Source organism: Thioalkalivibrio sp. AKL7 (genome assembly GCF_000381705.1).
Lineage (GTDB): Bacteria > Pseudomonadota > Gammaproteobacteria > Ectothiorhodospirales > Ectothiorhodospiraceae > Thioalkalivibrio > Thioalkalivibrio versutus.
In genome coordinates this window covers 43893-68734 of record NZ_KB906949.1, presented here as the reverse complement: position 1 = coordinate 68734, position 24842 = coordinate 43893, and the positions used below count along the sequence as shown (strand labels likewise).

Below are 24842 nucleotides of genomic sequence, written 5' to 3'. Positions count from 1 at the left end.
TGGTCGGGCCCTTCTTCGTGCCATCGGCCGCTTCGTGGGAGACACCCGAGCCCAGGCGCAGACGCGCGCGGGCGTGCCTGCTACCATCGGCCGCTGATTCCCGTTTTCCTCCTAATTGCCGGAGTGAGCAGAGACCATCATGTTGCAAGCGATTCGTGACCGGGCGAGCGGCTGGCTCGCCTATGTGATCATTGGCCTGATCACCATCCCCTTTGCCCTGTGGGGCCTGGGCGAGTATTTCGGCGGGGCGGGCCCGCTGGTCGCCGCCGAGGTGAACGGCACGGATATCGCGGTGCGCGACGTGCACCAGGAGGCCCGCGCCCAGCGCGACGAGATGGCGCGCATGTTTGGCGGCGAGATCCCGGATGACGTGCTGGACGAGCAGGGCATCCGCCTGCAGGCGCTGGAGACCCTGATCCGCCAGGAACTGCTGCGCCAGGCGGCCGATTCCGCCGGCTTCAAGGCGGCGGGCGACAGCGTGTTGCGCGAGATCCGCGGCATGCCGGTGTTTCAGGAGGAGGGCCGCTTCAGCCGCGAACGCTACAGCCAGTTGTTGAATGCCCAGCGCATCAGCCCGGCCGACTTCGAGCAGGACATCGCCCGCAGTATTGTCATGTCGCAAATTCAGCGTGGCATCCAGGCCACGGGCGTGGTGCCGGAAGCCCTGGTGGAGGATTACAGCCGCCTGCGCAACCAGACGCGGGTTGCGAGCTGGAAGGTCTTCGCCGCGGACGACTTTGATCGTCCGGATGTGGTGGATGACGACGCGATCCGCGACTATTACGACGCCAATCCGGAAGACTTCACGACCACGGAACGGGTGCGGGTGAGCTATCTGCGCCTGGACCCGGAAGGCCTCGAGGCCGGGGTCGATGTCACCGAGGATCAGGTGCGCGAACACTACCGGGTCAATCGCAGCCGCTACGAAGAGCCGGAACTGCGTGAGGTGCGCCAGATCCGCATCCAGGATACCGACGAGGATGGCGAGGAACGTATCCGTGAACTGCGTAGTCGCCTGGATGATGGCGAGGACTTCGGCGACCTGGCGGAGGAATACTCCGAAGACAGCCTGACGGCCGACCGTGGTGGCAGCCTGGGCGAGGTCGCCCGGGGCGATCTGGATTCCACCCTGGAGACCGTCATTTTCACCCTGCCGAAGGACCTCATCAGCCAGCCGGTACGAACGGATCGTGGCTGGTTCATCCTTGAGGTGACCTCGATCCAGGAATCCCGGGCGCAGCCGTTCGAAGAGGTGCGCGAGGAGGTCGAGCAGGATCTACGCGACCGGACGGCCGAGCAGATGCAGATCGACGCCCTGGACGACCTGATGGCACTGGCAATCGAGTTTCCGGACACTCTGGAGCCGGCCGCCGACGCAACGGGCCTGGAGGTCCAGACCAGCGACTGGTTCTCCCGCGGCTCGGGCGATGGCATCGCCCGCCATCGTTCCATCCGCGATGCGGCGTTTGACCCGCGGGTACTGGAGGACGGCAACAACAGCGAGGCGATCGACCTGCAGGACCGTTCCACCGTGATCCTGCGTGTCGATGAGCACGAGCCGGCCGAGGTGCGCCCGCTGGCGGAGGTGGAGGACGAGATCCGCGAGCGCCTGCAGCGTCAGGCCGCTGCGGATGCCGCGCGTGAGGCGGGAGAGGCCCTGATCGAGCAACTGCGCGAAGCCGATGACTGGACCGCCGAGGCCGTGGAGAACGGAGAATGGAGTCGGTCGGTCGAGATCACCCGTGAACGGGCGACCGAACTGCCAACCGGGTTGCAGGACCACCTGTTCCGGCTGCCGGCGCCAGGCGAGGGCGCAGTGGAGATTGCCGGCGCCCGGGTCGGGGATGGTGACTTCGCGGTGACCGTGCTGGAAGCCGTACGCATGGGCGAGGACGCAGTGGATACTGCGGCGCGCCAGCAGGCGCGCGACCAGATTGGCAACGCCTACGGGAGTGCCGAGTTCCGGTCCTATCTCGCATGGCTGGAAGAGCAGGCGGAGATCAAGCGCTTCCCCGACGCGCTCGACTAGTCGCCGTAGAACCGTGAGGGGGCGCTTGGTGCGCTCCCGACCACGAAAAAGCCCGGCCCGCTTGCGCGGTGCCGGGCTTTTTTCTGGTACCCGGGATCGCCCGGGTAGCGCAGGGTCGCCTTATGTTTCGAGGCCGATCTCGGCTGCGCCCAGGCCGACCGTGTTGTAGCCGGAGTCGACGTACATCACTTCGCCGGTGATCCCGGAGGCAAGGTCGGAGCAGAGGAAGGCGCCGGCGTTGCCGACCTGATCCGTGGTGACGTTACGGCGCAGCGGCGCGTTGGCCTGGACGTGATCCAGGATGCGCTTGAAGTCGCCGATGCCGGAGGCCGCCAGGGTCCGGATCGGACCCGCGGAGATCGCGTTCACCCGGGTGCTTTCCGGCCCCAGGGTGTAGGCCAGGTAACGCACATTGGCCTCCAGGCTCGCCTTGGCCAGGCCCATCACGTTGTAGTTGGGCATCGAGCGCTCGGCACCCAGATAGCTGAGGGTGAGGATGGAGGCGTCGCGGTCCTTCATCATGCCGCGCCCGGCCTTGGCCAGCGCGGCCAGGCTGTACGAGCTGACATCGTGCGCGATGCGGAAGCCGTCGCGGGTCATGTTGTCGAGGAAGTCCCCCTCCAGCTGCTCCTTGGGCGCGAAAGCGACCGAGTGCACCAGGATGTCGACGCCGTCCCAGTAATTGTCCAGGTGCTCGAAGACCTGTTCGATCTCGCGATCGTCCTCGACGTTACAGGGCACAAGGATGTCGGAATCGAAATCCGCAACCAGCTTCTCGACGCGATCGCGCAGGCGTTCGTTCTGGTAGGTGAAGGCGAGTTCGGCGCCCTCGCGATGCATGGCCGCGGCAATGCCGTAGGCGATGGAACGGTTGCTGGCCACGCCGACGATCAGTGCGCGTTTGCCCTTGAGAAAACCCATGTAAAACTCCTTGATTCTGATCCGTGCCGACGCACCCGGGCGGGTCGTCTCGACGGCGCCCGACCGCGAGCGGAACCGGGGACGGACGCGACTGTCTTCGGGATCATACCGATGTGCCGCAAGTGCGGCCAGCACCCGATGAGCCGGAGGGAGCGGCTTGCTATAGTGCGAACACTTGCGGTCTTCAGGGCCGCCCACCCGGCGCCCCGGAATCGGGCCTGCCGGACTGCCACCGCAGCAACCCGGAGGCCTTGTGAGTCGTCATTTTGGTTGGATCGTGACCCTGATCGTGCTGGGTATCCTGCTGTTGCTGGTGATGGTCCAGATCGACCGCCAGTGGCAACGCATGGCCTCCATGCAGAGCACCATGACCGAGCAGGCCCGGGATCTCCGTGCATTGCGGCGCAGCCTGCAGGGCCTGGAATCCGACCTTGCCTCCGGGCGCTTCGCCGGGATGGATGGCGAGCGTGCCGCGCGGGCGGACGATGTCCCCTCGGCGTTCCGGCGCGCGGCGCGCGCGGCCGAGCAGGAGGACTACGCCGAGGGTGACTGGCTGGTGCAGGCCTTTGGCACGGGCCTGGCGACCATCACGCCGTATGTCTCCTCCGATGCCTATGCCTCCGAGGTGCAGAACTACGTGCTGGAGTCGCTGGTGGTGCGCGACCCGGAGACGCTGGAGTGGCAGGGGTTGCTGGCCGAATCCTGGGAGTTCGACGACAGCGGGACCGAGCTGACCTTCCGCCTGCGCCCGGGGCCTCAGTTCTCCGACGGCGAGCCCCTGACGGCCGCGGACATCGAGTTCACCTTTGATTTCCTGATGACCGATGCCATCGCGGTGCCGCGGGCGCGTGCCTTTCTGGAGAAGGTCGAGGCGGTGGAAGCACTGGACGAGCGCACGGTCCGGTTCACCTTCGAGGAGCCGTACTTCGATGCGATGCGGGTGGCCGGGGGGCTCGACGTATTGCCGAAGCACTTCTACGAGCGCTATCTCGGTGACCCGGAGACCTTCAACGAGTCACGCGGCATCCTGCTTGGGTCCGGGCCCTACCGCCTCGAGGATCCGACCGGCTGGACCCCGGACGCTGGGCGTATCGAACTGGAGCGCAACCCGCGTTACTGGGGGCCGGTGGAGCCGCCGCTGGATCGTCTGGTGTGGCGGGTCATCCAGAATGACAGTGCGCGTCTGACCACCTTCCGCAATCGCGATATCGACGTGTACGGGGCGCGCCCGCGCGAGTATGCCCGGTTGCGCGACGACGAGGCCCTGCGCGAGCGCGCGGATACCCACGAGTACATGAGCCCCACGGCCGGCTATTCGTACATTGCCTGGAACCAGCAGCGCGATGGCGAGCCGACGCGTTTCGCCGACCCGCGGGTGCGCCAGGCGATGAGCTACCTGACCGACGTTGACCGGCTGATCGAGGAGGTCATGCTGGGGTATGCCGAGCGCGCGATCTCCCCGTTTTCACCGCGCAGCGATCAGCACAATCCGGATCTCGATCCGATCCCCTATGATGTCGAGCGCGCCCTGGAGCTGCTGGCCGAGGCCGGCTTCCGCGAACGCAATCGCGATGGCGTGCTGGTCAACGAGGACGGCGAGCCGTTCTCCTTCGAGTTGTCGTATTTCCAGGACAACGAGGACACCCGCCGCATCGCGCTGTTCCTGCGCGACCTCTTTGCGCGTGCCGGGATCGAGATGCGCCCGTCGCCGACCGAGTGGTCGGTGATGCTGGAACAACTCACCCGCCAGGATTTCGATGCCATCACCCTGGGCTGGACCAGCGGTGTGGAGGTGGATATCTACCAGATGTTCCACTCCAGTCAGGTGGTTTCCGGTGGCGACAACTTCATCCACTACCAGAATCCCGAGCTGGATGCGGTGATCGAGGCGGCGCGTGGCGAGGTGGACGAGCCCGCGCGCATGGAGCTTTGGCGCGAAGCCGAGCGCATCCTGCACGAGGACCAGCCGTATACCTTCCTGATGCGGCGCCAGACCCTGGCCTTCATCGACCGACGCATCCAGAACCTGGAGCAGACCGCGCTGGGGCTCAACCTGGGGGCGGTGCCGCTGGAGATCTACGTCCCGTTCGAATCGCAACGGTACGGGCAGTAGCCGGCGATGCCCATGGAAGCTGAAGCGGCAGGGGAGCGCCGCACGCGATGCTGACCTACATCCTGCGTCGCATGCTCCTGATGGTGCCGACCCTGTTCGGGATCACCGTGGTCGTGTTTGCGGTGATGGCGGCCGCACCCGGTGGGATCAGCGCCCTGACGCTGGTCGAAGGCCAGGGCCTGGAGCCCCAGGCACAGAAGGCGATGGAGGACTACTACAACCAGCTCTACGGGCTGGACCAGCCGGCCCCGGTGCAGTTCGGGCGCTGGCTGAACAACATCTCGCCGATCGGATTTGCCCAGGACGCGGACGGCTCGCTCACCGGCTGGCCACACTTCAAGGTCCCCAATCTGGGCACCAGTTTCCGCTATGGCCGGCCGGTGATCGATCTGGTGGCCGAACGCTTGCCGATCACGTTGCTGCTGAACGTGCTCTCCATCCCGCTGATCTACATCGTCGCGGTTGCGGTGGGGGTGCGCGCGGCCACCCAGCATGGCCAGGCCTTCGATTCGCAGTCTGGCGTCGTGCTGCTGGCCCTGTGGTCGGTGCCGACCATGCTGGCCGGCGTGTTGCTGATCGGCTTCTTTGCCTCCGACCAGTTCTGGCAGTGGTTCCCCACCGGGGGGCTCAGCCAGCGCGCGGCGCTGGACATGACTTTCCTGCCCACGGTGGAGGTGGTCTGGGCGTTGCCGTTGTTGCTGATCCTGCCGTTTCTGGGGGTGGCGCTGGGGATCTACCTTGCGCGCTACCTGCCCGCCCGTATCCGCGGCGGGGTCGGGGCGGCACTCGGGGCCGTCTGCGGCTGGCTGATGTTCCGCGATCTGGCACCGGCCGGGATGGTCAGTACCGCAGTGGCCGTGCTTCTCGGGGGCGGAGTGGGCTGGATGATGGCGCACAGTGACTGGGGCGTCCTGCGCGGGTTTTATCTGGGCACCCTGGGGCTGGGTGCCGGGCTGGCGCTGGCGCTGGGCCTGGCGCCGGGCCATATGGTGCCGGGCTTCCTGCTGGACCGGGCCTGGCACCTGGTGTTGCCAGTGCTGTGCCTGTCCTACGGCGGGCTGGCATTCCTGGCCAAGCTTTCGCGTTCGGCGGTGCTGGAGAACCTGACCTCGGATTACGCGCGTACGGCGCGCGCCAAGGGGGTGGCCGAGCACGACGTGCTGTGGCGTCACGTGTTCCGCAATTCCCTGCTGCCCCTGATCACCGTGTCGGCCACGCTGCTGCCCTCGCTGCTGGCCGGCTCGGTGATCGTGGAGGCGATCTTCTCCATTGATGGCATGGGCAAGCTGGCGGTGGAGGCCGTGCAGACGCGCGACCGCGAGCTGGTACTGTCGATCACCCTGATCTCCGGCGTGCTGACCCTGGTGGGCTATCTGCTGGCGGATCTGGCCTACGCCATCGTCGATCCGCGGGTGAGCTATGACTGAGACCGCGCACAACGCGCAGCAGGCGGATCGCCGCAGCCGTTCCTGGGCCCGGCGCGTGGTGGGCGAGATCCTGCTGCGCTGGGGCGCCCGCCTCGGGATTGGCTGGATCGCGCTGCTGACCCTGGTCGCGGTCCTCGCGCCGGTGCTGGCGAATTCCCACCCGCTGCTGGTGCAGACCGCCGACGGCGCGTGGGCGCTGCCATTTCTGCGCTACCTGACGGCGGCGGACGTCACCCTGTTTGGTCTGCTGGTGCTGGCACTGATCTTCTGGCGTCTGCCCGGGCGGCCATGGCGGCGCTTCGGTCTCTGGGCGGTGCTGGGCGCGGTGCTGGGCGTGGTGGCCTGGCAGACAGTGTCGCCGCCGTCGCTGGTGATTCACGAGCAGTACCGCGAGGCCGAGGTGCTGGGCGAGTATCAGCGGGTAATCCGCGCGCCGATCCCGTATTCGCCGCGCGACTACCTGCGCGATTACGCCGATACCGGGCTGGAGGCCCCGCGCGAGTCGCCGGATCGGGTGCACTGGTTCGGTACGGACGATACCGGCGCCGACGTGCTCTCGCGCATGATCCACGCCACGCGCATCGCGCTGTCCATTGGCTTCATCGCGACCGGGATTGCGCTGGGGATCGGGGTGATCCTGGGCGGGCTGATGGGCTATTTCTCGGGGATCGTGGACATGATCGGGATGCGCCTGGTGGAGATCTTCGAGGCCATCCCGACGCTGTTCCTGCTGTTGACCTTCGTCGCCTTCTTCGGGCGTTCGTTGTACCTGATGATGCTGATCATTGGGCTGACCTCATGGTCCGGCTACGCCCGTTACGTGCGCGCCGAGTTCCTGCGCCTGCGCCAGCAGGACTTCGTGCAGGGGGCCATCGCCTCGGGGTTGTCGCTGCCGTCCATCCTGTTCCGGCACATGCTGCCGAACGGCATCGCACCGATCCTGGTCGCGGCGAGCTTTGGCGTCGCCTCTGCGATCCTCGCCGAGGCGACGCTGTCGTTCCTCGGCCTGGGCCTGGTAGACGATCCCTCCTGGGGCCAGATGCTGAACCAGGCGGTACAGAGCTCCACCTTCAACTGGTGGATGGCGGCCTTCCCCGGGGGCGCGATCTTCCTGACCGTGTTCGCCTACAACCTGATCGGCGAGGCCCTGCGCGACGCGGTGGACCCGCATGCCCGCTCCGCGGCGCGCACTGCCAATCGCGATGACGGCGCGCGTCCGGCGGCCGGGGCCACCAGCGCCACCAGCGGCGGGGTGCGCTGAATGCTGGAGGTGCGCAATCTGCAGATCCGCCACCGCGACGGCGAGGCAACGCTGGTGGAGGATGTGAGCTTCGCCATCCGCGCGGGCGAGCTGTTTGCCCTGGTCGGGGAGTCGGGCTCCGGCAAGTCGATCACGGCGCTGGCCATCATGCGTCTGCTGGATGCGGGGTTCGAGAGGCCCTCGGGCGAGGCCTGGCTGGCCGGACGCGAAGGCCGCCAGGAGTTGCTGGGGCTTCCAGGCGCGGTGATGCAGCATGTGCGCGGCGACCGCATCGGCATGATCTTCCAGGAGCCGATGACCTCCCTGAATCCGGTGCTGAAGGTGGGCGATCAGATCGAGGAGGTGCTGCGCCTGCATCGCCCGCAGATGAGTCCGGAGCAGCGCGCGGCGCGCACCCTCGAGGTCTTGAGCGAGGTGCAGTTGCCGAACCCCGAACAGCGCCGCGACGAGTACCCGCACAAGCTCTCCGGCGGCCAGCGCCAGCGGGTGATGATTGCCATGGCCCTGGTCGCCGAACCGGATCTGCTGATCGCGGACGAGCCGACCACCGCGCTGGACGTGACCATTCAGGCCGAGATCCTGAAGCTGATCGACCACCTGCGCGAGAAGAACGGCATGGCGGTCCTGCTGATCACCCACGACTTCGGCGTGGTGGCCTCGGTGGCTGATCGCGTGGCGGTGATGCGCCAGGGGCGCCTGGTGGAGCAGGGGGAATGCCTGCCGCTGTTGCGCGCTCCGCAGGACGCCTACACCCGCAAGCTGATCCAGGCGCTGCCGGAGAACCTGCCACCGCTGCCGCCGGTGCCGGGCGCGGGGCGCGAAGCGCTGTTGCAGGTGTCCGGCCTGCAGGTGCACTTCCCGGTGCTGAAGGGCCTGATGCGTCGCCAGGTGGATGTGGTGCGGGCGGTGGATGACGTCAGTTTCGAGCTGGAGAACGGCGAGGTGCTGGCGGTAGTGGGGGAGTCCGGCTGTGGCAAGACCACCCTGGGCCGCGCGATCCTGCGCCTGATCGAGCCGACCGGTGGCGAGATCCGCTACCGGGGCGAGTCGTTGACCCACATGGCACGCAAGCCGTTGCGCCGGCTGCGGCGGCATCTGCAGGTGGTGTTCCAGGACCCGGCCTCGTCGCTGAACCCGCGCCTGAACGTACTGACGCTGCTGACCGAGCCGATGGCGGTGCACGGCATCGGCGCCAATCAGGATGAGCGGATTGCGCTGGCCGGGAAGGTGCTGGATCAGGTGGCGTTGCCGGAGGACACCCTGTGGCGCTATCCGCACGAGTTCTCCGGTGGTCAGCGCCAGCGTATCGCGATCGCGCGCGCCCTGGTGCTGGACCCGGACGTGATTATCTGCGACGAGGTGACCAGCGCGCTGGACGTATCCGTCCAGGCAGAGGTGCTGCAGATCCTGGGCCGGCTACGCGCGGAGCGACGTCTGGCGATGATCTTCATCACCCATGACATGGGCGTGGTCGAGTACTTCTCCGACCGCATGCTGGTGATGCACGACGGGCGCATGGAGGAGATCGGCGCCACCGCCGAGGTGCTGGCCAATCCGCAGGCCGACTACACCCGCCACCTGCTGGATGCCGTGCCGCGCGTCTCGCGTTATCTGTAAGCCCGCCCGCGCTGTGCGGTGCACGGCCGCCGTCTGGCGGTTGCGGGTCGCTTACCGCAGCGAATCCTTTCCTGGTGTTCTCTGCGTGTGTTCCGTGCCCTGTGCGGTGAACAACGGCCGCTGACCCGTGTGGGGTCGATCTACTTCTGGCAGGCGGGGCAGTAGCTGCTGGCGCGCTGGCCGATGCGGCGCGTGCGCAATACCTCGGCGCAGACCGGGCAAGGCTCGCCGGCGCGGCCGTAGACGCGCAGCGACTGGCGGAAGTAGCCGTGGGTGCCGTCCTCGTGCAGGAAGTCGCGCAGGGTGGTCCCGCCCTGTTCAATGGCCGCCGCCAGCACCGCCTTGATGTGGCTTGCCAGGCGCTCGTATTCGGCGCGCGTGATGCGTCCGGCCGCGCGCCCGGGCCGAACGCCGGCGAGGAACAGGGCCTCGGTGGCGTAGATGTTGCCCACTCCCACCACGATCGCCTGGTCCATGATGAAGGCCTTGACCGGGCCCCGGCGGCCGCGGCTGCGGCGGAACAGGGAGTCGCCATCGAATTCCGGGTCCAGGGGTTCCGGGCCGAGGTCGGCCAGCAAGGCGTGGGGTCCGGCGCCCTCGGGGAGCGGCAGGCAACAGCCGAAGCGGCGCGGGTCGTGCAGCCGAACCTGGTAGCCGTTGTCCAGGTGCAGGGTCAGGTGATCGTGCCGGCGCAAAGGCGTCTCCGGCGTGCAGTGGCGCAGGCTCCCGGACATCCCGAGATGCAGCAGGAGGCCGGTACGATCGGTCTCCAGCAACAGGTATTTGGCGCGCCGGGTCAGGCTGCGGACCCGGGCGCCGGCCAGTTGCTGCACCAGCTCCGGCGGCACCGGCCAGCGCAGGCGCGGCTCGCGGACCTCGAAGGCCGTGATGCGGCGCCCGGCCAGCAGGGGGGCGAGCCCGCGCCGGGTGGTCTCGACCTCGGGCAGTTCAGGCATGCACGCCCTCGATTTCCAGCAGCAGCTCGCGCCGGCAGACGTCGCCGCGGACCCACTGGACGATCGGCCCCGGTTGGACGTCGTGGTAGTGCTCGGCGAGGACCGCGGCGACCTTCGGCCGATCTTCCGGATGTCGCAGGTAGACGCGCAGCCAGGCCGGGTGTGGCAGTTCGTGGCCAGCGGTGTCATGCAGGGACCGCAAGTTGGCCAGGGTCTCGCGTGTCTGGGCGACAACGTCGTCGGGGTGACGGCTCTCGTGGCCGACGATGCTGGCGGTGCCGGAGAGCAGGATGAGGGGGCCGTCCGCGGTTTCCAGGCGGGTCGCGCGGGCGAAGGTCGGGCTCTTCGGGCTGTAGCGCGCCGGGTAATGATAGGCGCTGACCTGACGCGGGTTCTCCAGGGAATCGGCCGGGGTGCGAGTGGCGATCAGGTAGATGACCAGCTGGCGCTGGTCGCTCCCGATGGCCGTGGCGGCGGGCATGCTGGCCAGCGGTATCTCCAGGGCCTCAAGCGCGGTGGCGCGGCCCATGCAGAAGGCCTGATAGCGTTCCAGCCCGTCCTCCTCGGTATGGATGTCGCCAAAGTAGTTCCACACGCGTGCCAAATGCTCGAAGCCGCGCGCTCGGCAGGCGGCTAGCAGGGCGCGGTAGGCGTATTCGGTCTGCTCCCGGAGACCGTTATCCGGTCCGCTCCAGGTCGCGAAGAGGACGTCCTCGTGTTCCAGCAGGCGGACGGGCCCCTCGTGGATCGGCGTTGGCGTGCCGCTGGCGGTCCAGTACTCGACATAGTGATCCGGCGCCAGGGGGTGCAGGCCCGGGCGGATCTCCAGGTGGCCGGGCCCGCTGTCGATCCCGGCGGGTTCGCGCAGCCGGATGTGCATTCCCGTATCGGGGCCGGCGGCGGCTTCCGGCATGAGCTGGCTGCGCAGGGTAAGGGGGGGCATCTAGTTCTCCGCCAGCGAGGCGAGCAAATCCTCGGTCCAGCGTACGGCCTCCAGGTAAAGGCGGCTGGAGACCGGCGCCGGGACCGGGGCATTCGTGCTGTCCAGCGGGGGTGTCGGGCCTTCGAAGGCGGCGATGGTCGCCAGCAGCGGTGCCAGCGGTCCTGCGCCTTCCATCAGGGCCTGTTCCATTTCGGTGGACAGGCGGAGTTCGCCCAGGATGTGTCGCAGCGGTACCCCCAGCACGCGATCCATCCCGGAGAGCATGCCGAGGGTGAAGTAACGCTCGCACTCCTCGGGGTGCAGGCCCAGGGCGCGCGCCATCAGCATGCCCATACGGGCACGGATCATGACCTGCTCGAGCCCGTGGGTGGGATTGCCGGTACCTCGCAGTACCATCAGCATCGCCAGGCGCTTGATGCGCCCCTGGCCCAGGCGCAGGATCGCGTTGTAGAGCGAATCGGTCGGGCGAGAGCCGCGATAGGCCGGGCTGTTGGCGATGCGCAGCAGCTGGATCGCGAGCCCGGGCTCGGCGGCGATCAGTTCCTCCAGCTCGGCCGGCGTCGGATCCGGCGCCTGTAGCGCCCGCAGGAGGCGCAGCAGGGCCACTTCCAGGCTCTCCAGGCGCTGCCCCTCGATCACGTGGGGGAAGGACAGGTGAAAGCCCTGGAACAGGCTGAAGCCAAGGGCCTGGCAGCGAGCATAGGCCTCGGCCGTTTCGACCTTCTCGGCCAGCAGTTCCACGTCGAAGGCGCCCAGGGTGGTGACTTCCTGCTCCAGGCGCTGGCCGCCCAGGGCGAGCACATCGAGCTTGACCAGATCCGCCAGTTCGACCAGCTCGGAATGGCTCTCCTGAAACTGGTAGTCATCCAGTGCGATGCGAAAGCCCCGGGCCTTCAGTCGGCGTACCGCGGCGATGACCTCGGCGTCGATCTCGATATCCTCGAGGATCTCCAGCACGACCTGTTCCGGTGGCAGGCTGGTGATGACCTCGTGTTCGAGAAAGCCGCGGGTGAGATTGACGAAGGCCAGGTGTTTGCCGACCAGGTGTTGGAGACCGATGTCGATGAAGGCGCTGCGCAGGAGATCGGAGGTGGCCAGGTCGCCGTCGGTGACCGAAGCGGCATCCAGGTGCCCGGCGCGAAACAGGAGCTCGAAGCCGACCAGATTCTCCTGATCGTCAAAGATGGGTTGCCGGCCGACAAAAATTGGTTGCATGCTTGCGCTAGGGAAACACTGATTAATGTACACGCTCGGGCTCGAGTCGCTTTGGCGTGCGAACAAGGCGCGCTGACTGCCGTGCAGTCACTCTGCACAAGGGAGCCGCAACGCCGTGCGCACGCCCGTTTTCGTCAACAACGGGCGGTCCAGCCGTGGCGTTCAATAACTTGTGGGGTTGACGCCCCAGGTTCCCCGGTCCTGCGTTGCGCCGCTTGCAGGTAGAACCGCTACCCGCTGCACGACGCGCCGGGTCGCGGAAAACCTGGGGTACCAACGCGAGCGTGTACATTAAATCAGTGTTTCCCTTGGTCAAAAACAGATGGGCGGCCACGACTGCGTGCAGCAGGCCGGCTCGGGAGGGACATAAGCACCATGGATTCGATTGATGCGCCATTTGGAGAAGTCGTGGAGTTGCGCCAGATCCTGCACGACTCGGGGGTCCCGCTGCTGCGGGTTATTATCCGCGATGGCGGGCGTTATACCAAGATCGAACTGGACCCGGCGACGGCTCACCGCTGGGGCCGCGTGATGACGCGCTGGGCAGAAACCGCCGCCGAGGGTGCCGCGACACCAGGGGACGGCGGGCAGCCGGATCCGGTCTGAGCCCGCGTCAACGGGGGATATGGCTGGATGCATACGCGCTCGAGTTGATCTCGAGCGCCGACCGGGCGCGTTGAGCGAGGCGTGGCCGAGCCCCGCGAGCCGAGTGGCAAGTGGGGAACGGTGCGTTAACACGAATGCGTTTTCCGGTACGGACCGCGCTCGCGCCAACACAAAAAGGCCCGGATCCGCGTAGGCGGGCCGGGCCTTTTTTCGCCTGTTGTCAGGCAATCGAGCCGATGGGCGCGATTACTTGATCTTGGCTTCCTTGTACATCACGTGCTTGCGGACGACGGGATCAAACTTCTTGATCTCCATCTTCTCGGGCATGTTCCGCTTGTTCTTGGACGTGGTGTAGAAGTGCCCGGTGCCGGCGGAGGACACCAGGCGGATCTTGTCGCGTGCGGACTTGGCAGCCATCGTGAAGCCTCCTTAGACCTTTTCACCGCGGGCACGGCAGTCCGCCAGGACCGCGTCGATGCCGCGCTTGTCGATAATCCGCATGCCCTTGCAGCTAAGGCGCAGGCGTACGAAGCGGTTCTCGCTCTCCACCCAGAAACGGTGGAAATGCAGATTGGGCAGGAAGCGCCGCCGCGTCTTGCGGTGAGCGTGAGAAACGTTGTTACCGGTCGCCGGGCGTTTGCCGGTCACCTGACATACTCGGGCCATCGGGGGACTCCGGAATTTGGGTCTACCAGAAAGACGGCGGACTATAGCGTAGCCCCGGGGCGGGTGCAAGGGAGGCGCTGATCAATTCGGGAACATTCGCGGCGGCTTTGGGGCAAGACGCCGCGTCCCGAAAGGCCAATCGGTTCGAGTGTGAACGTGAACGATCCGGTTAGCGGTTGTTCGCTCGCTTGAGGGCCGCTCGCTCATCGGTCTCCGGGCACAGGCCGGGAACGAGGCCCCGGTCGTGGGCCCCGGCGATGATCGCCTCCAGCGGCATCGGGCGGGCGATGCCGTAGCCCTGAGCCGCGTTGCATCCGTAGTCGCGCAGCCGCGCCAGGGTGGCCGCGTCCTCGGCCCCCTCGGCGACCACCTTGAGGCCCAGGTCCCGGGCCAGGCTGATGCTGGCGCGAGTAATCTGCTCGTCGACCGGGTGCTCCAGCATTTGCCGTACAAAGGCCTGATCGATCTTGAGAGTCGTCACCGGCATACGTTTGAGGTAGGCCAGCGACGAATAGCCGGTGCCAAAGTCGTCGATGGCGAGTTCCAGTCCGGCCTCGGTCAGGCGCCGCAGGGCCCGGATCACCTCGTCCGGGTCCGCCATCAGGGCGGTCTCGGTGAACTCGAGTTCCAGGGCGCAGGGTGGAAGCCCCGAGACGCGAACCTTCTCCAGCAGGCGATCGGCAAATCCGGGGTCGAGGAAGTTGCGCGCCGAGATGTTCACGCTGACGGGCATGTCCAGGCCTTCGACGCGCAGGCGGGCGATGTCGGCCAGTGCGAGATCAAGGACCCGGTCGGTGAGGCTGTGGATCAGTCCGGTGCGCTCGGCCGGCGGGATGAACTGGTCGGGAGGGATGCGGCCGCGAACCGGGTGTTCCCAGCGTAGCAGGGCCTCCAGGCCCATCACCTGATCGCTCGCGAGATTGACCTTCGGCTGGTAGTGCAGGCTTAGCTGGCCGTCGTCCAGTGCGCTTTGCAACTCGCCCAGGAGTTCCACGGTGTACAGGCTGTGCTCGTTGCTGCGGCGGTTGTAGCTGCGATAGCGGCGCCCCGAGTGACTGGCCTCGTGCATCGCCATCCAGGCCTTGGTCAGCAGCCGGGTGGGTTCATCCTGCTCGTGAAAGGGGAAGGAGGAGACGCCCGCGTGGGCCCCGAGATAGACCGGGATCTCGAAGACCTCGAAAGGGGTTTGCAGGCATTCGATCGCGGCGCGTGTGACGGCGAGTGTCTCTTTGCGGCTGCGGTGCGGCAGGATCAGGGCGAAGTGATCGTCGTGGATGTGGAACACGGACGCCCCGGCGGGCTCGGCCACTGCCTGCAGGCGCTCGGCAATGGATCGCAGCAGGGGGCGCTCGGCGGCGAAGCCCAGGGCGCCAATGCTGTCCGGGTAGTTGTCCATCTGCAGGCTGATGACGAACACGCGGGTGGCGGCGGCGTCCGGGGCGTCGGCCTGGGTCATCAGTTGCCGGGCATACTGCTCGAGCGACTCGCGATTGGGCAGGCCGGTCACGGGGTTGTTGTAGGCCTGTTCCAGAAGCCGTTCGGAGTGGCGGCGCAGGGTGTCGAACAGCCAGCCGGAGAATCCCCCGAGGACGATGTAGATGCCGGTGCGCGTGAGCCAGTTCAATGCGGGTTGAGCCGCCCCGGTGGCGGTATCCAGGGGCATGAACGGACCCAGGAGCAACCCCGCCAGCAGCCCGAAGGCCAGCCCGCCCCACAGCCCGAACAGGGCGGCCCCCAGCAGCACCGGGATGAGGATGAAGTTGAGGTAGGCAGTGGAGGTGCCGCCGGTCTCGTATACGATCAGCGCGACCAGCGCCATCAGGAGTGGGACGGCAGCGGCCCCGGCGAGTCGCCAGCCTCCGGGGATCCCCTGTGAGCGGGCATGTGACCAGGTGGAAAACGGGGTCGGCGCCATTCCGGTTCCTTCGGTTTGTGCCATTCGGGTGCCGCCACGATTATCGACGTAGTGGGCCGGTTTGCGTGCAGGGTCGGGAATCGCCGCGTCGCGAGAGGTGGTCGCTGTTGCCGGTCGCGGGGGCTTGGTAGCATTCCTCGACCAGGGTTTCCCTGATTGTCTGGAACCTTCTACTTGGCGGAGCGGCATGGCCGATCGGCGTTTGCAGGTCTTTCTTACGGTGGCACGGTTGCTGTCCTTCACCCGCGCCGCCGAGGTGCTGCATATGACGCAGCCCGCGGTCACCTTTCAGGTGCGCCAGTTGGAGGAACAGCTGGATACCCGACTGTTCGACCGCAACCACAATCGAGTCACCCTGACTGATGCCGGACGGCTGGTACAACGATATGCCGAACGCATCTTTGACACCTATGGCGAGATGGAGGCCGCGCTGCGCGAGTTGAAGGGCGCGGACGGCGGGGCGCTGGTGATCGGCGCCAGTACCACGGTGGCGGAATACATGCTGCCGGCGCTGCTGGGTGCATTCCGCCGCGAGCATCCGGATATCGGCATTCGCCTGCGGGTGGGCAATACCGAGAATGTCGTGGTGATGGTCGAGGAGGGCAGTGTCGATCTCGGCATCGTCGAGGCCCCGGTGACCCACCGCAGCTTGCAGGTCCAGCCCTGTCTGGTGGACCAGCTGCGGCTGATCGTGCCGCCGGAACACGAGCTGGCCCGGCGCGACACGGTGACCGTCGCCGACTTCATCGAACGCCCATTCATATGCCGCGAGGAGGGTTCCGGGACCCGCGAGGTCATCATGGAGTACCTTGGGCGCGCCGGATACGACCGCAGCAGTCTGCGCGGCTGCATGGAACTGGGCAGCCCGGAGGCGATCAAGGGCGCGGTGGTGGCCGGCATGGGGGTCTCGGTGCTGTCCGAGGCGGTGGTGGCCAAGGAACTGGCCCTTGGCGAACTGGTGGCGTTGCCGCTGTCGCCGCCGCTGGAACGGCCGATCTCGCTGGTGCATGCGCGGCAGAAGTTCCGCGTACCCACGCTGGAGGTGCTGATGCAGTTCCTGCGCGGGTACTGCACCGGTCAGCGTCCGCTCGCCCCCGCATCAGAACTCAAACAGGATTGACGTGACATGAAGAACTACTGCGTGGTGCAGCATACCTATTCCGAGTTTCTCGGCCTGATCGAGTCGCAGCTGGAGAAGCGCGACATCGGCTTCTCCTACTACCGACCGTTCGTGGGTCAGGACCTGCCGGGCTCCGCGGCCCAGTTCGACGGGCTGTGGCTGCTGGGCGGCGCCTGGCCGACGGCGGATCACGAGGAGAATCCGCAGGTCCCGGACGAGCTGTCGCTGATCGATATCTTCCGCCGCTCGAAGCGTCCGGTGGTGGGCGTCGGTATGGGCGGGCTGCTGGTGGCCGAGCAGGCCGGTGGCACGGCGCACGAGGACCCGATGTACCGCGCCCGCTTCGTGACCGCGCACAAGACCGCGGCCGGGGAAGGCGACGCACTGGCCGAGGCCCTGGATGGCCGGCGGGTGCTGCAGCTGGTCAACGGCCGCGTCGACCTGCCGGAGGACGTGCAGCCGATCCTGGTGGACGACGACGGCGACTGGCTGGCGATCCGGCCGGACGAGCTGACCTATGGCATGCTGTTCCGACCCGAGGTGAAGCCCGGGATGCTCGAGGACATCATCATGGAGGCGCGGCACAATCCGCCGCCGAACATGGGCGAGCTCCTGGGCGAGGCGCGCATGGAATGGGGCGAGATGCAGAAGGTGACCGAGGACGTGCTGGTGGCCCTGGTAAAGACGCTGGGCCTGATGCAGGAACGCCGCAAGATGCCGGTGTTCAGCCTGAAGATCGAGGACGAGGGATGATCCCACCCCTGGGCATGGGCAACGAGGGGGGGCTGTCCGGGGGCGATCTCGGGTCGGTGCTCGGCGGTGCGCGCAAGAAGGGCCGGGAGGACCCGGCCAAGGAGATCGCCGAGATCGCCGCGCGGCTGTCGACCGAGGATCAGGCCAGCCTGCTGAAATTCGCCCGTTTTCTGGAGCAGGAGTCGCCGGCCCCCGCGCCGGAACCGGTTCCCGAGCCGGAGCCGATCCCGCGTCCGGAGAGCGAGTCCGTCATCAAGGCGATGCGCCGGCTTTCCGCGACCTATCCCATGCTGGATCGCTCCAAGCTGCTGAACGAGACCTCGGCCCTGATGGGCCAACACGTGATGCAGGGGCGCCCGGCGGTGGAGGTGATCGACGAGCTGGAGGTGGTCTTTCGGACTCATTACGAGAAGGCCGTCGTCCAGGATCCGACCCGACAGACGGATGCCGACCATGACGAGGCGCCGGGAGGGGCCTCGCAATGATCGATATCCTGCGCCAGTGGTACCAGCGTCATTTCACCGACCCGCAGGTGGTGATCCTGGCGTTTCTGCTGCTCGCGGGATTCCTGATCATCGTCTTTGCCGGGCGCATCCTGGCGCCGCTGCTGGCTTCGCTGATCATTGCCTACCTGCTGGAGGGGGCGGTGCGCAAGCTGGTCTTTTTGCACATCCCGCGCATCCTCGCGGTCACCCTTGTGCTGCTGGCCTTCCTGGCGCTGACGGTGGCGGCGCTGTTCAGCGTGGTGCCGCTGATGTCGGCCCAGGTGACCCAGCTGGTGCGCGAGCTGCCGGGGATGATCTCCGAGGGCCAGAACCTGCTGTTGCAGTTGCCCGAGCGTTACCCGCAACTGATCAGTGACGATCAGGTGTTCGAGCTGATGGGGGCCATTCGCGCCGAGGCGACCCTGCTGGGGCAACGCGTGGTGTCGTTCTCGCTGTCCTCGGCACGGCACCTGGTGGACGTGGTGATCTACCTGATCGTGGTCCCGCTGATGGTGTTCTTCATGTTGAAGGACCGCGATCTGATCCTGAACTGGATCCGCGGCTTCATGCCCCAGGACACCCACCTGGCCAGCGAGGTCTGGACCGAGGTGAATCTGAAGATCGCCAGCTACGTGCGCGGCAAATTCATCGAGATCGTGATCGTCTGGGCGGTCACCTTCCTTACCTTCAACTGGTTCGGGCTGGAATACGCCGTGTTGTTGTCGTTCATGGTGGGCATCTCGGTGATCATTCCGTACATCGGCGCGGCCGTGGTGACCATCCCGGTGGCGGCGGTCGCATACTTCCAGTTCGGCCTGAGCTCCGAGTTCGCCTGGGTACTGATTGCCTACGGGGTGATTCAGTTTATCGACGGCAACGTGCTGGTGCCGCTGCTGTTTTCGGAGGTCGTCAACCTGCACCCGGTGGCGATCATCGCCGCGGTGTTCGTGTTCGGCGGCATCTGGGGGCTTTGGGGGGTATTCTTTGCCATCCCGCTGGCGACGCTGGTACATGCGGTGATCAAGTCCTGGCCGCGCGCCCAGTGGCCGCCGCCGGAGTCCTCTGGAGAGCCGGCGGCCGCCGCGGCCGAAGCCGCCACCAAGTAGCCCGACATCCCTGATCGCCGGCCCGCCCGTGTGCGGGTTCGGCGGTCTGCCCGTGACATCAAGAACAAGAAGAACGCATGACCGGAACCGAGATCCTGATGAACGTGACACCCCAGGAGAGCCGAGTGGCCCTGGTGGAAAATGGCGTCCTGACCGAACTGCACCTGGAGCGCGCCCGCCGCCGCGGGATCGTGGGGAACATCTACAAGGGCCGGGTGGTGCGGGTACTGCCGGGCATGGATGCGGCCTTCGTCGATATCGGGCTGGAGCGCACGGCCTTTCTGCATGCCTCCGACGTGGCCCCGGTGGAGCGCGAGGAGCTCAATGGCAACGGCCCGTCTGCCAGCGACGCCCCTGCGGCGCCCGTGGCTGGCGGCAATGGCACCGGCACGCCGGCCCCGGTGGTGCGCGAGGGTATCCGCGAGCTGCTGCGCGAGGGGCAGGAGGTCCTGGTGCAGGCAGTCAAGGACCCGCTGGGCTCCAAGGGCGCGCGGCTTACCACCTATATCACCCTGCCGTCGCGCAATCTGGTGCTGATGCCGAACCAGTCCAATGTCGGTGTGAGTACGCGCATCGAGGACGAGGGCGTGCGCGCACGGCTGCGTGCATCCATCGAGCAGTTGCGTGACGAGCTGGCGCCGCAGCACGGCTTTATCGTGCGCACGGCCGCGGAGCTGGCCGACCACGAGGCCATGTATAACGACACGGCGTTCCTGAAGAAGGTCTGGGATACCCTGCAGGAGCAGGCGGTCGGAGCCCCGCCGGGGACCGAGGTCTACGCCGATCTGCCGCTGGTGGAGCGCATCCTGCGCGACATGGTGGGGGGCGATATCGAGCGTATCCGCATCGATTCGCGCGAGACCTATCAGAAGGTCTGCGGCTTCGTCGAGCGCTACCTGCCGGAGCTGATCGGCCGGATCGAACACTATCCGGGCGAGCGCCCGATCTTCGACCTGTTCAACGTCGAGGAGGAGATCCACCGTGCCCTGGAGCGCAAGGTGGAACTGAAATCCGGTGGCTACCTGATCTTCGACCAGACCGAGGCGATGACCACGGTGGACATCAACACCGGCGGTTTCGTCGGCCATCGAAAGCTCGAAGAGACCATCTTCAAGACCAATCTGGAGGCCGCGCAGGCGATCGGTCGCCAGCTGCGTCTGCGCAATCTCGGCGGGATCATCATTATCGATTTCATCGACATGCAGGACGACGAGCACAAGCGCCAGGTGATCCGCGCGCTGGAAAAGGCCCTGGAACGCGATCATGTGAAGACCCAGACCTGCGACGTGTCGCCGCTGGGCCTGGTGGAGATGACCCGCAAGCGCACCCGCGAGAGCCTGGAGCACCAGATGTGCGAGCCCTGCCAGGTGTGCAGCGGGCGTGGCTATCTGAAGTCGGCCGAGACGGTGTGCTACGAGCTGTTCCGCGAGATCCTGCGCGAGGTGCGCCAGTACGACGCGCGCGAGCTGCGCGTGCTGGCCTCGCAGAACGTGATCGACCTGCTGCTGGACGAGGAATCCGCCAGCCTGGCCGAGCTGCAGAGCTTTGTCGGCATCCCGATCCGCTTCCAGGTGGAGACGCTGTACACCCAGGAACAGTTCGACGTGGTCTTCGTCTGATCTACAAGTAGTATGTAGACAGGCACCCGGTCCCCGTCTCCGTCAGGGAGGAAGAGGCGCGAAGATGAATCGCCAGTGCGGACCCAGCACGGATACGGGTCCCGGTCGGCCGGGCGGGTCGGATTGCGCCTCCCCGGTGGAGAAATGAGACGCCGGTCACAAATCCTGAGGGTGGCGCTGGGCGCCTTCCTGGCGCTGGTCATCGTGATCGTGCTGCTGCGCCTGGCGCTTCCGCACTGGGATGGCCTGCACGCCTGGGTGGAGGATACCGCCAGCGAGCAGCTCGAGCGCGAGGTCACGGCCGCAGGTATCGAGCTCGGCTGGACCGGCTGGTCGCCGGCGCTGGTGGCGCGCGATGTCCGCGTGGCGATGCCGGATGGTGAACCGGTCGCCATCGACCACCTCGGGGTCGCGCTGAGCGTCGGGGCCAGTCTGCGTAGTCGCCATCCATCCTTCACAGTGCATGTTCGGGGCGTCGAGCTGCGCTTGGTACGCCACGCCGACGGACGCTTTTCCCTGCACGGTCGCGAGCTTGGCATGGGCGAGGGCCGCTTGTTCACGCTCCCCGTGGAGCAGTGGCCGGATGTCGAGGCCGAGGCTATCCGGTTGGTCTGGGACGATCGCAGCGCCGGCCTGGAGTCCGATGCGCGACTGGACCGGGCCGCCCTGCGCACGGCGCATGACGGGTCGCTGCGGATGCACCTCGAAGGGGTGCTGGATGGCGAGGCCGCGGGCGGGCACTTCGAATTGGGGCTGAAGGCCCCCGCTGCGGATTTGCGTGATGCGCGCTTCTTCCTGCGGGCCGATGCGGTCGACCTGACCGCCTGGCAGCCGTGGCTGGCCTACCTCGGCTGGCCCGCGCCCGAGGGCACGGCCGCGCTGCGTCTGTGGGGCGCGCTCGACGAGGGGCGCATGGCCTGGCTGCGCGGGGAGCACGAAACCACCCTCAATCTGGCCGGGGAGCCGGTCGGTCCGGCCATCGGACATCGTTTCGACTGGCGGGTGCAGGAGGATCGCCACCGCTCGTCCTGGAGCGGGACCCAACCCGGTTCCGGCGATCTGCGACTCGCCTATCGCCTGGAGGGCAAGCCGGAGGGGCTGGTGGTGGACGCGGTGGAAATGGCCGCGCGCGATCTCGAAGTGGAACCCTACGCGCCGCTGCTCACGCTGCTTCAGGATGCGGCGCCCGAGTTGGCGGAGCGGATCGCGGACCTGCATCCGCGCGGCACCCTGGACTTCGCCCGGCTGGAGGCCCGCCGCGAGGATGGTCGTCTGCAGCCTGTCTGGGCGGAGGCCGATGTGCACGACCTTGGCTGGCGCGCGGGGGATCACGGGCTTGGGGTGCAGGGCGCCTCGGGCTATATGCAATGGCGCCGTGGCGGTGTGGAACTGCTGCTGGACAGCCGCGACCTGCAGATCGACCTGCCGCGTGTGCTGGCCGATCCGGTGCCGCTGGATACGGTGCGTGGACGGCTGCGTGCCGAGCGCGATGACGCCGGACACTGGCGCCTGGCGGGCGAGGGCCTGAATGCCGCCAATGCCCATGCCGCGGTTCGCGGCCGCCTGCGGGTGCTGCTGGATGGTCACGCGGCCGGACCCCGGGTCGATATTGCGATGGACATTCTGCGAGCCGACGGTGATCACACCGCGCGCTACCTGCCGCTTTACCACCTGCCGGACAACACCTACCAGTGGCTGGTGGACAGCATCGTTACGGGCACGTCCTCCGGCGGCGGCATGGCCTATCGCGGGCGCGGGAAAGACTTCCCGTTCGCCGGCGACGAGGGTGTGTTTGATCTCTGGGCGGATGTCGAGGCGGGCATCCTCGACTATCAGGAGGGCTGGCCACGAGCGGAGGACCTCAGTGGCCGGCTCCTGTTCCACAACGCGAGCTTCCGCGCCGAGAGTGCGCGCGGGCGCATTCTGGACACCGAGGTGCGCGACACCCGGATCGGGATCGAGGACATGGAGCATGCGGTCCTCGAACTGGAAGGCACGGCAGAGGGCGATGCGGCGGATCTTCTGGCCTACCTGCGCCAGGCCGAGCTGCTGGAGGAGGCGGCCGAACTCCGTGACCAGGCGCGGCTGGACGGGCCGACCCGGCTGGGTCTGTCGCTGAACCTCCCGCTGCAGGCGGGCCGAATGGCCGCGACCCGTGTCGCCGGTGATCTGGACCTGCGGGGGATCCGCGCCGAGGTCTCGGGCTGGCCGACCATTCTCGAGGCTGTGGAGGGACGGGTCGAGTTCGATACTGCGGATCGCGTGACGGCCGACGGGGTTACCGCGCGGGTTCACGGCGAGACGGTGACGCTGGGGGCGGACTGGCCGCTGGATGGCGAGACGGCGCGGTTGACGGCGCGCGGTCCGCAGCCCCTGGCCCCGTGGCTGGAGGACTTCCCGGAACTTGCGCCTTATCTCGACGGGGCGGCGCACTGGGATGCCCAGTTGCGCTTGGGGCCGGCGGTGGACGGGGTTCGTCTGGAGTTGCGCTCGGACCTGGTCGGGGTCGCGATCGACTGGCCGGAGCCGATCGGCAAGTCCGCGGACGCGGCCCGCGAGCTGGAGCTGGTGCTGCCGCTCGGGCATGACGGCGCCGGTATCGGCCACCTGACGCTGGGGCAGGTCCTGCGCGCCCACCTGCGCCTGTCACCGGCGGCCGCGCCGGAGGACCCGGCCGCACGGGGTGCCGAGCCGCGTACGGCCGCGCGCGGGATCGGGTTGCAGGCCATGGCGCTGGAGATCGGTGCGCCCCGCGCCAGTGCCCTGGCCTTGCCGGGGGCGGGGGTCTCGGTGCGGGCGCGTCTGCCGGAGTTGGCGGTCGACCCTTGGCTCAAGGCCCTGAGCGAGGCCCCCTGGGGCGGCGATGTGGATCTGGGCGCGGCCGGCGAGGGCGCCGGGGAAGCCGCGGGAGCGGTCGCGTTGACCCGCCTGGAACTGGATATCCGCGACCGCATCCGCTGGGGCGAGCAGGACCTGCCCGGTGTGCGCTTCCTTGGTCGACGCGGGGATGCGGGCTGGGATCTGGAGGCCACTTCCGACTGGCTGGCGGGCGAGGCCCGCTGGCGCCCGATGGGTGCGGGCGGGCGCGACCGCTGGGAGGCGCATGTGCGCCACCTGGTCCTGGAGGATCTTGAGTGGGGCGGCGAGCGGGACCCCGATCCCGGGGTGAAGCCCGTCGCAGTCGGGGGCTTCGAAGACCCGCGCGTATGGCCGGCCGTGGACTTGACCCTCGACAGCCTGGCGCTGGGGGATTACCGTTTCGCGGACATCGAGCTGGGGCTGGAGCCGCAGCCGAACGGTCTGGTCGTCCGCGACCTGGAGTTGCGGACCCCGGACGGTGACCTGCACGCAGACGCCGTCGGGGTCTGGCGGGTGACCACCGGCGGTCTGCCGGAGACGCGCCTGGACGTGAGCCTCTCCGGCGGTGACTGGGGCCGGGCGCTCGAGTCGGCGGGGTTGTCGCGTGCGATGGTCGGGGGGAGCGGTGACGGTTCGCTGTCGCTGACCTGGCCGGGCCCTTTGTATGCCCCGCGCCTCGCGCAGCTGGCGGGCTCCATGGAACTCTCCCTGGAGGACGGGCGTCTGGCGGATGTCGAGCCGGGCGCCGGCCGCCTGCTCGGCCTGGTGAGCCTGGACGTGTTGCCGCGGCGGCTGCGGCTGGATTTCCGCGACGTGTTCACCGAAGGCCTGACCTTCAGCGAACTGATCGCGGAGGCGACACTGCGCGATGGTGATCTCTACGTGCCGGCCCTGCGCATGGAAGGGCCATCGGCGCGCGTACGCCTGAGTGGTCGTACCGGGCTGGTGGCGCGCGACTACGATCACGAGATCGTGGTGGTGCCCAGCCTGCGTACCGCGCTGCCGATTGTCGGGGCGCTGGTGGGCGGGCCGGTGACCGGGGTCGTGGTGCTGCTTGCGGAACGCGTGCTGGGGATTGGGGATCAGATAGAAGAGGCGGCTCGTGTCGAATATTCGGTGACGGGCCCCTGGGACGACCCGCAGGTGCGCGTGCTGGTGCAACCGGCCGCAGATGCCGAAGGGCCTGACAACGACTAACGCCGGCAGGGATCGGCGTTGCGGGCGCCATAAC

The 24842-nt window shown here is 67.5% G+C and carries 19 protein-coding genes; 12 read left to right on the top strand and 7 right to left on the bottom strand.

The features are described from left to right. The first annotated feature begins 139 nt into the window (after nucleotides 1-139). A complete protein-coding gene (locus G315_RS0105280) occupies nucleotides 140-2029 on the top strand; it encodes a SurA N-terminal domain-containing protein (RefSeq protein WP_019612054.1) in 1890 nt (629 codons plus the stop codon). A gap of 120 nt (nucleotides 2030-2149) precedes the next feature. Here G315_RS0105280 and G315_RS0105275 read toward each other — a convergent pair whose 3' ends face one another. After that, entirely contained in the window at nucleotides 2150-2950 is an 801-nt protein-coding gene (locus G315_RS0105275) for an enoyl-ACP reductase (RefSeq protein WP_018143946.1), read from the bottom strand. A gap of 253 nt (nucleotides 2951-3203) precedes the next feature. Between G315_RS0105275 and G315_RS0105270 the strand changes: the two genes are divergently transcribed. The 4 genes from G315_RS0105270 to G315_RS0105255 are packed head-to-tail and all read left to right on the top strand — an operon-like array spanning nucleotide 3204 to nucleotide 9368. Then, nucleotides 3204-5063, top strand: coding sequence for a peptide-binding protein (locus tag G315_RS0105270; RefSeq protein ID WP_019612053.1), 1860 nt, complete (start codon nucleotides 3204-3206; stop codon nucleotides 5061-5063). Nucleotides 5064-5110: 47 nt separating this feature from the next. Next, on the top strand, nucleotides 5111-6490 hold the full coding sequence (locus G315_RS0105265; protein ID WP_018143944.1) for an ABC transporter permease: 1380 nt from the start codon (nucleotides 5111-5113) through the stop codon (nucleotides 6488-6490). After that, a complete protein-coding gene (locus G315_RS0105260) occupies nucleotides 6483-7751 on the top strand; it encodes an ABC transporter permease (protein ID WP_019612052.1) in 1269 nt (422 codons plus the stop codon). The genes G315_RS0105265 and G315_RS0105260 overlap by 8 nt, the downstream gene beginning before the upstream one ends. Next, nucleotides 7752-9368, top strand: coding sequence for an ABC transporter ATP-binding protein (locus G315_RS0105255; protein ID WP_019612051.1), 1617 nt, complete (start codon nucleotides 7752-7754; stop codon nucleotides 9366-9368). Between the two features lie 140 nt (nucleotides 9369-9508). Here the strand turns inward: G315_RS0105255 and mutM are convergent, their stop codons facing one another. The 3 genes from mutM to G315_RS0105240 are packed head-to-tail and all read right to left on the bottom strand — an operon-like array spanning nucleotide 9509 to nucleotide 12482. Continuing rightward, on the bottom strand, nucleotides 9509-10324 hold the full coding sequence (gene mutM, locus G315_RS0105250) for a bifunctional DNA-formamidopyrimidine glycosylase/DNA-(apurinic or apyrimidinic site) lyase (RefSeq protein ID WP_018143941.1): 816 nt from the start codon (nucleotides 10322-10324) through the stop codon (nucleotides 9509-9511). Continuing rightward, on the bottom strand, nucleotides 10317-11267 hold the full coding sequence (locus G315_RS0105245) for a hypothetical protein (RefSeq protein WP_019612050.1): 951 nt from the start codon (nucleotides 11265-11267) through the stop codon (nucleotides 10317-10319). The genes mutM and G315_RS0105245 overlap by 8 nt, the downstream gene beginning before the upstream one ends. Continuing rightward, nucleotides 11268-12482, bottom strand: coding sequence for an EAL and HDOD domain-containing protein (locus G315_RS0105240; protein WP_018143939.1), 1215 nt, complete (start codon nucleotides 12480-12482; stop codon nucleotides 11268-11270). It abuts the gene before it with no gap. Between the two features lie 375 nt (nucleotides 12483-12857). On the opposite strand from G315_RS0105240, the gene G315_RS0105235 reads away from it, so the two are divergent. After that, nucleotides 12858-13088, top strand: a complete 231-nt coding sequence (locus tag G315_RS0105235; RefSeq protein WP_018143938.1) for a hypothetical protein — start codon at nucleotides 12858-12860, stop codon at nucleotides 13086-13088. Between the two features lie 246 nt (nucleotides 13089-13334). Here G315_RS0105235 and rpmG read toward each other — a convergent pair whose 3' ends face one another. The 3 genes from rpmG to G315_RS0105220 all read right to left on the bottom strand — a co-directional run bounded on the left by rpmG (nucleotide 13335) and on the right by G315_RS0105220 (nucleotide 15669). Further along, nucleotides 13335-13505: a 50S ribosomal protein L33 gene (rpmG, locus tag G315_RS0105230; protein WP_017941410.1), complete on the bottom strand. Its 171-nt coding sequence runs from the start codon at nucleotides 13503-13505 to the stop codon at nucleotides 13335-13337. Nucleotides 13506-13517: 12 nt separating this feature from the next. Continuing rightward, nucleotides 13518-13754, bottom strand: a complete 237-nt coding sequence (gene rpmB / locus G315_RS0105225) for a 50S ribosomal protein L28 (RefSeq protein WP_018143937.1) — start codon at nucleotides 13752-13754, stop codon at nucleotides 13518-13520. 169 nt (nucleotides 13755-13923) lie between these two features. Continuing rightward, nucleotides 13924-15669, bottom strand: coding sequence for a bifunctional diguanylate cyclase/phosphodiesterase (locus G315_RS0105220; protein ID WP_018143936.1), 1746 nt, complete (start codon nucleotides 15667-15669; stop codon nucleotides 13924-13926). 187 nt (nucleotides 15670-15856) lie between these two features. Between G315_RS0105220 and G315_RS0105215 the strand changes: the two genes are divergently transcribed. The 6 genes from G315_RS0105215 to G315_RS0105190 all read left to right on the top strand — a co-directional run bounded on the left by G315_RS0105215 (nucleotide 15857) and on the right by G315_RS0105190 (nucleotide 24808). Then, on the top strand, nucleotides 15857-16789 hold the full coding sequence (locus G315_RS0105215; protein ID WP_018143935.1) for a LysR family transcriptional regulator: 933 nt from the start codon (nucleotides 15857-15859) through the stop codon (nucleotides 16787-16789). Nucleotides 16790-16795: 6 nt separating this feature from the next. Further along, nucleotides 16796-17542, top strand: coding sequence for a type 1 glutamine amidotransferase (locus tag G315_RS0105210; RefSeq protein ID WP_018143934.1), 747 nt, complete (start codon nucleotides 16796-16798; stop codon nucleotides 17540-17542). Beyond that, nucleotides 17539-18027 (top strand): hypothetical protein, encoded by a 489-nt coding sequence (locus G315_RS0105205; RefSeq protein ID WP_018143933.1) that lies wholly within the window; start codon nucleotides 17539-17541, stop codon nucleotides 18025-18027. Before G315_RS0105210 ends, G315_RS0105205 begins: the two co-directional genes overlap by 4 nt. Then, the gene (locus G315_RS0105200) at nucleotides 18024-19133 is read left to right on the top strand and encodes an AI-2E family transporter (protein WP_018143932.1); all 1110 of its coding nucleotides are present in this window, start codon (nucleotides 18024-18026) and stop codon (nucleotides 19131-19133) included. The genes G315_RS0105205 and G315_RS0105200 overlap by 4 nt, the downstream gene beginning before the upstream one ends. Before the next feature lie 77 nt (nucleotides 19134-19210). After that, entirely contained in the window at nucleotides 19211-20752 is a 1542-nt protein-coding gene (locus G315_RS0105195) for an Rne/Rng family ribonuclease (protein WP_018143931.1), read from the top strand. A 144-nt stretch (nucleotides 20753-20896) separates the two neighbouring features. Beyond that, complete coding sequence (locus G315_RS0105190) at nucleotides 20897-24808, top strand: YhdP family protein (RefSeq protein ID WP_038034704.1); 3912 nt, start codon at nucleotides 20897-20899, stop codon at nucleotides 24806-24808. Nucleotides 24809-24842: the final 34 nt, after the last annotated feature.